This is a genomic window from Streptomyces sp. NPDC051105, assembly GCF_040682795.1.
Classification (GTDB): Bacteria; Actinomycetota; Actinomycetes; order Streptomycetales; family Streptomycetaceae; genus Streptomyces.
The window spans coordinates 37,833-43,943 of sequence record NZ_JBFBBR010000031.1 but is presented as its reverse complement, the minus strand read 5'-3'; the positions used below and the strand labels follow the sequence as shown (position 1 = coordinate 43,943).

Here is a 6,111-nt window from a genome sequence, read left to right as displayed (position 1 = left end):
ACAGCCACCGGCCCGTCCGCGCCTTCGACGTCCTGGGCCTGAGCTTCTCCACGGAACTCGGCTACACGAACATGCTCACGGCCCTCGACCTCGCGGGCATCCCCCTGGAGTCGAAGGACCGCGGCCTGGACGACCCGATCGTCCTGGCGGGCGGCCACGCGGCCTTCAACCCGGAACCCATCGCCGACTTCATCGACGCGGCCATCATCGGCGACGGCGAGCAGGCCGTCCTCGACATGACGAAGATCATCCGCGAGTGGAAGGCGGAGGGCCGCCCCGGCGGCCGCGAGGAGGTCCTCTTCCGCCTGGCGAAGACGGGTTCCGTCTACATCCCGGCCTTCTACGACGTGGAGTACCTCGCCGACGGCCGTATCGCCCGCGTGGTCCCCAACAAGTCGGGCGTCCCGTGGCGCGTCTCCAAGCACACGGTCATGGACCTGGACGAATGGCCGTACCCCAAGCAGCCCCTCGTCCCGCTGGCGGAGACGGTCCACGAGCGCATGTCCGTCGAGATCTTCCGCGGCTGCACACGCGGCTGCCGCTTCTGCCAGGCCGGCATGATCACCCGCCCGGTACGCGAGCGCTCCATCACCGGCATCGGCGAGATGGTCGACAAGGGCCTCAAGGCGACCGGCTTCGAGGAGGTCGGCCTCCTCTCCCTCTCCTCCGCGGACCACTCGGAGATCGGCGACATCGCCAAGGGCCTGGCCGACCGCTACACCGAGGACAAGATCGGTCTCTCCCTCCCCTCCACCCGCGTCGACGCCTTCAACGTCGACCTGGCGAACGAGCTGACGCGCAACGGCCGCCGCTCCGGCCTGACCTTCGCCCCCGAGGGCGGCTCGGAACGCATGCGCAAGGTCATCAACAAGATGGTCTCCGAGGAGGACCTGATCCGCACGGTCGCCACCGCCTACGGCAACGGCTGGCGCCAGGTGAAGCTGTACTTCATGTGCGGCCTGCCCACGGAGACCGACGAGGACGTCCTCCAGATCGCCGACATGGCGATGAACGTCATCCAGAAGGGCCGCGAGGTCTCCGGCCAGGGCGACATCCGCTGCACGGTCTCGATCGGCGGCTTCGTCCCGAAGCCCCACACGCCCTTCCAGTGGGCCCCGCAGCTGTCGGCGGAGGAGACGGACGCCCGCCTCGAAAAGCTCCGCGACAAGATCCGCGGCGACAAGAAGTACGGCCGCTCGATCGGCTTCCGCTACCACGACGGCAAGCCCGGCATCGTCGAGGGCCTGCTCTCCCGCGGCGACCGTCGCATCGGCGCCGTGATCCGCGCGGTCTACGAGGACGGCGGCCGCTTCGACGGCTGGCGCGAGCACTTCTCCTACGACCGCTGGATGACCTGCGCCGACAAGACGCTGCCGGCCTACGGCGTGGACGTCGACTGGTACACCACCCGCGAGCGCACCTACGAGGAGGTCCTCCCCTGGGACCACCTCGACTCCGGCCTCGACAAGGACTGGCTCTGGGAGGACTGGCAGGACTCCCTCGACGAAACAGAGGTCGAGGACTGCCGCTGGACCCCTTGCTTCGACTGTGGGGTGTGCCCGGCCATGGACACGACCATCCAGGTGGGGCCGACGGGCAAGAAGCTGCTGCCGCTCACGGTCAAGAACGGCGCGTCGGTACCGGGCGGGCACGCGCACTGAGGTGAGTCAGGCGCTCGACCGGGTGGTGGGGGCCAGGGAGGGCGGGGTGGCCGCTGCGCTCGCCTCTGTCGGCGCCTCGTGTCCCCGCCCGCCCTCAGGCGTCGGCAACCTCCTGCGACGAGTTCAGCCGGAGCCCGGGCCGTAGAGCGCGGCGATGTTCTCGGACGTCGCCCACCGGCTGTAGGTGGGGGACTGCGGCCAGCCCTCGGGCGAGTCCTGCCATTCCTCCTGACGTCCGTACGGCAGGAGGTCGATCAGCGCGAAGCTGTGGCTGAGCTGCTCGGTGCCCCGGCCGGCGGTGTGCCAGGTGCGGTAGACGGTGTCGCCGTCGCGCAGGAACACGTTGACGGCGAATCCTCCGTCGGGCGGTGCGCCGACGTCCGACCCGAACGGACTGTTCGCGGTCGAGTACAACGCCATCCGGTTCCCGACCCGCTCCTTGTAGGCGAGTGCCTCCTTGATCGGGCCCTGGGTGACGATGACGAATCGGGCGTCGTAGTTGTCCAGGAACTCCAGGCGGGTGTACTGCGAGGTGAACCCCGTACAGCCCGGGCACTGCCATTCCTTGCCGGTGAACCACATGTGGTTGTAGACGATCAGCTGCCTCCTGCCCTCGAAGACGTCTGCCAGCCGAACGGGGCCGCCCTCGCCCTCGAGTGTGTAGTCGGGCATCTCGACCATCGGCAGGCGGCGACGCTCGGCGGCGATGGCGTCGAGCTCCCGCGTCGCGGCCTTCTCCCGGGCACGCAATGCCTGGAGCCGGTGTTCCCAGGTCGCGGCGTCGACGACGGGTGGTAGCGCGTGGTCGGTCATGGCGTCCTCACAGATCTCGTGCGCGGTTTTGGCCTGTGTGGAGACAGACTGCGCAGGGCTCGGGAACTCATCGGTCCGGCCTGCGAACGCGGCGGTGGGCGGCTGTCCGGACCAAGCTGCGGTCGCCCCTCCGGGGACCTGGGAGGGCTACCAGTGTCGTCCTCGCCGGGCTGACCGGAGCGGACGCGTTCCCGGGGCCGGTCGGGGCGGTGGCCCGGACGGGCGGCCCGGATGCCGTTCGGCCGGGGGAGTGACAGACTGGGGTTTCTGAGCCGGCGGGCCTGTGACGGAGTGTTACGGAGGGCCAGGGGCGCGGAGGGCTCGGGGGCGGCTGTCGGCTCTTCTCTCCGGTGGCGTGGCCCGGGCAGCGCTCCCGAGCCGTGTCCCGGCAGCGAGCGATCCGGTCGCTGACCAGTTGGGAACCGTCCATGACTGCTGAGACCTCCGAAGCGCGGAAACCCCCGTACGACCCGTACCTCCCGGACGAAACCGCTCTGCTGATCGTCGACCCTTACAACGACTTCCTTTCCGAAGGCGGCAAGTTGTGGCCCCGGGCGAAGGAAGTGGCGGAGGGCGTGGACCTGCTCGACCACATGCGGACCGTGCTCGCCACCGCCCGGGCCCAGGGCTTTCGCGTCTTCGTCGTGCCCCACCACCGGACGACCCCGAGCGACTACGTCACCTGGGACCACCTGTCCCCGACCCAGCGGCGCGTCGTGGCCCAGCAGACCTTCGCCGAGGGCAGCTGGGGGGCCCAGTGGCACCCCGACTTCCAGCCGCGCAAGGACGAGATCGTCGTACGGCAGCACTGGGCGTCCAGCGGGTTCGCCAACACCGACCTCGACTTCCTGCTGAAGCAGCACCACATCCGGAAGATCGTGCTGATCGGGATGCGCGCCAACACCTGTGTGGACACCACCGCGCGCTACGGCCAGGAACTCGGGTATCACGTGACCCTCGTCCGCGATGCCATCGCCTCCTTCAGCTGGGAGGAGATGACCGCGACCCTCGAGCTCAACGCGCCCCTGTACGCCCATGCGGTCCTCACCACCGAGGAGTTCGTCGGGATGGCGGACGGCGGGGCAGGTGCGGGCTCCCCGGAGACCGGAGGCGGCGGTCATGAGCGGTGACGGTGCCGAGCGCGGCGGCCCACGGGGCGAACTGGCCGGTCAGACGGTCGTGGTGGTGGGCGGCAGCGCGGGCATCGGTCTGGAGACCGCGCGGCAGGTGCGGGCGGCCGGCGGCGAGCTGGTGCTCGTGGCGCGCAACGTCGAGCGTCTCCGGCGGGCCGCGGACGAACTGCACCCGCTGAGCACGGCCGTGTTCGACGCCTTCGACACCGAACGGACGGAGCGCTTCCTCGGGGAGCTGCCCGGGCGGGTCGACCATGTGCTGGTCACGGCGGGCAGTCCGTCGTACACGCCGCTCGACGACCTCGACCTGACCGACGCCGGACGGGACTTCGGCGGGCGTCTGGCGATGGTGCTGGCGGTGGCGCGGGCGAGCCGGGGGAAGGTCAGGGCCGGCGGGACGCTGCTGTTCATCGGCGGCACCGGCGGCCGGCGGCCCGCGCCCGGGATGGCGGTGACGGGCGCTCTCACCGCGGCGCTGCCGGCGCTGGTCGCCAACCTGGCGCTGGAGGTCGCGCCGGTCCGGGTCAACCTCATCGCGGCCGGGTTCGTGGACACCCCGCTGTCGGCCTCCCTGCTGGGCGACCAACTCGAGGTGCGGCGCGAGGCGTTGCGGAAGGCGCTGCCCATCGGGCGGGTGGTCGGTCCGGCCGACGTCGCCGCCCTCGCGGTGCACCTCATGATCAACGACGCCCTCACCGGCGCCACCTACGACATCGACGGCGGCCAGCAGCTCCTCGCGCACTGAGCCCCCGCTCGGCCCTGGTCACGGGTTCGGTCGTCGCCGGTGTTCCCTCCGAGACGGGAAGTGCAAGCCATGGACATGAAACTAGAGGTGGTCGTGGTGCCGGTGTCCGACGTGGACCGGGCCAAGGACTTCTACACGGCGCTGGGCTGGCGGCTCGACGCGGACGTCGCCACCGACGAGGAGTTCCGGGTGGTGCAGATGACCCCACCGGGTTCCCCGGCGTCGGTCATCTTCGGCGAGTCGGTCACCGAGCAGACGCCCGGCTCGGCCCGGGGCCTGCACCTGGTCGTCGACGACATCGACACCGCCCACGACGAGCTGGCACGGCACGGCGCCCACCCCAGCGAGGTGTTCCACGACGCCGGCGGTGTCTTCCACCACGCCGACGGCGATGCCCGGGTCCCCGGTCCCGAACCGCGGCACGGCAGCTACGGCTCCTTCCTGTCGTTCAGCGACCCGGACGGCAACGGCTGGCTCCTCCAGGAGGTCACCGAGCGCCTCCCGGGACGGCTGGATCCCGCGGCCACCTCGTTCGCCTCGGCCGACGACCTGGCGGGTGCCCTGCGCCGGGCCGCGGCCGCACACGGCGAGCACGAGGCGCGCACCGGCGTGGCGGACCCTGACTGGCCGGACTGGTACGCGCGGTACATGGTGAGCGAGCGGGCCGGGACGCGACCGCCCGCGTGACCGTGGACGAGCCGTCCGGTCCGGTCCCCTCCCGTCAGCGCAGTGCGGTCGCGGCCGTGGCCGTGCGGACGGCGCGCAGGGCACGGTCGACTGTTTCCTGGTTCTCGCCGACCGGGGCCACGTAGTCGAGGACCCCGCGTGCCGCGTCCTCGCCGAGGGTCCGGGTGATCACCCATGTGGCGAGGTACTGCGAGGCCAGGCAGCCACCGGCCGTGGCGATGTTCCCCTCCGCGTGGAACGGCGTGTCCAGGACGGTGACCCCGGCCGCCTCGACGAAGGGCCGGGTCTTGCGGTCCGTGGAGACGGGCATGGAGTCCAGCAGCCCGAGCCGGGCGAGGACCAGCGCGCCGGAGCACTGCGCGCCGACCAGCTGCCGGGAAGGGTCGAGCCGCAGCCGGAAGATCAGCCCGTCGTCGGCGACCACCTCCCGTGCCTTCACCCCGCTGCCGACCAGGACCACATCGGCGTCGGTCACGAACTCCATCGGGCGCTGCCCGGTCACCTCGACGCCGTTCATCGACGTGACCACCGGCGTCGGTGTCGTGATGAAGGCCTCCAGGCCGTCCTTCCGGCACCGGTTGATCAGCGCGGCGGCGATGAAGCTGTCGAGTTCGTTGAATCCGTCGAAGGTGAGCACGGCTACCTGCATGGCGTCTCCTCGGAGCAAAGAGGGGGTGCGATTTCTCAGGAGGCCGGGACCGGGTCGCGGGCCAATCCGCGGCCAGTGCCGTTCGTGGTCACCCTACCGAGTTCCGCGGCGTCCATGACCTGCTGTGATGTGTCCCACGGGCTCTTGTCGCGGACCGGCTCGCCTGCCTAAATTCGGTCATATGTCCAGTTCTGATGCCTCCCTTCCCGCCGAGCCGGTCGACTTCGCCGTCGATCTCACCGGGCACGAGATGACCCGGCGCGCCCACGTCATGGAGGCGCTCGGCGACGCCTGGGACCCCGTCGAGACGGCGCGGGGCGAGGAGGAGGCGTACGCCATGCTGTACTCCGGGCTCGACGAGGAACAGCAGCGGCTGTACGACTCGCTCGTCGCGGCCGGGGTGCTGCCCCGGCGCTGACTCCC

The 6,111-nt window shown here is 70.8% G+C and carries 7 protein-coding genes; 5 read left to right on the top strand and 2 right to left on the bottom strand.

All coding sequences use genetic code 11. The annotated features are described in order from the left end of the window. The coding region (locus AB0N16_RS40575) for a TIGR03960 family B12-binding radical SAM protein (RefSeq protein ID WP_365805852.1) at positions 1–1,661 on the top strand (1,661 nt) is incomplete at its 5' end. Between the two features lie 123 nt (positions 1,662–1,784). Here AB0N16_RS40575 and AB0N16_RS40570 read toward each other — a convergent pair. After that, a complete protein-coding gene (locus tag AB0N16_RS40570) occupies positions 1,785–2,474 on the bottom strand; it encodes a DUF899 family protein (protein WP_365805851.1) in 690 nt (229 codons plus the stop codon). 428 nt (positions 2,475–2,902) lie between these two features. Here AB0N16_RS40570 and AB0N16_RS40565 point away from each other — a divergent pair, with 428 nt between their 5' ends. The 3 genes from AB0N16_RS40565 to AB0N16_RS40555 all read left to right on the top strand — a co-directional run bounded on the left by AB0N16_RS40565 (position 2,903) and on the right by AB0N16_RS40555 (position 5,039). Next, positions 2,903–3,604 carry an isochorismatase family cysteine hydrolase gene (locus AB0N16_RS40565; RefSeq protein ID WP_365805850.1) on the top strand — a complete coding sequence of 234 codons (702 nt, stop codon included), beginning with the start codon at positions 2,903–2,905 and terminating at the stop codon, positions 3,602–3,604. Then, on the top strand, positions 3,594–4,352 hold the full coding sequence (locus AB0N16_RS40560; protein WP_365805849.1) for an SDR family oxidoreductase: 759 nt from the start codon (positions 3,594–3,596) through the stop codon (positions 4,350–4,352). The genes AB0N16_RS40565 and AB0N16_RS40560 overlap by 11 nt, the downstream gene beginning before the upstream one ends. Positions 4,353–4,421: 69 nt before the next feature. Next, entirely contained in the window at positions 4,422–5,039 is a 618-nt protein-coding gene (locus tag AB0N16_RS40555; protein WP_365805848.1) for a VOC family protein, read from the top strand. Positions 5,040–5,073: 34 nt separating this feature from the next. Here the strand turns inward: AB0N16_RS40555 and AB0N16_RS40550 are convergent, their stop codons facing one another. Further along, positions 5,074–5,688, bottom strand: a complete 615-nt coding sequence (locus AB0N16_RS40550; protein WP_365805847.1) for a DJ-1/PfpI family protein — start codon at positions 5,686–5,688, stop codon at positions 5,074–5,076. 181 nt (positions 5,689–5,869) lie between these two features. On the opposite strand from AB0N16_RS40550, the gene AB0N16_RS40545 reads away from it, so the two are divergent. Continuing rightward, positions 5,870–6,106 carry a DUF6400 family protein gene (locus AB0N16_RS40545; RefSeq protein ID WP_351691147.1) on the top strand — a complete coding sequence of 79 codons (237 nt, stop codon included), beginning with the start codon at positions 5,870–5,872 and terminating at the stop codon, positions 6,104–6,106. The last annotated feature ends 5 nt before the right edge of the window (positions 6,107–6,111 follow it).

What these genes read in the sequence shown, in the direction of transcription:
- AB0N16_RS40555 (WP_365805848.1), top strand. Translation starts at nt 4,422, where the DNA reads ATGGACATGAAACTAGAGGTGGTCGTGGTGCCGGTGTCCGACGTGGAC.
- AB0N16_RS40545 (WP_351691147.1), top strand. Translation starts at nt 5,870, where the DNA reads ATGTCCAGTTCTGATGCCTCCCTTCCCGCCGAGCCGGTCGACTTCGCC.
- AB0N16_RS40565 (WP_365805850.1), top strand. Translation starts at nt 2,903, where the DNA reads ATGACTGCTGAGACCTCCGAAGCGCGGAAACCCCCGTACGACCCGTAC.
- AB0N16_RS40550 (WP_365805847.1), bottom strand. Translation starts at nt 5,688, where the DNA reads ATGCAGGTAGCCGTGCTCACCTTCGACGGATTCAACGAACTCGACAGC.
- AB0N16_RS40560 (WP_365805849.1), top strand. Translation starts at nt 3,594, where the DNA reads ATGAGCGGTGACGGTGCCGAGCGCGGCGGCCCACGGGGCGAACTGGCC.
- AB0N16_RS40570 (WP_365805851.1), bottom strand. Translation starts at nt 2,474, where the DNA reads ATGACCGACCACGCGCTACCACCCGTCGTCGACGCCGCGACCTGGGAA.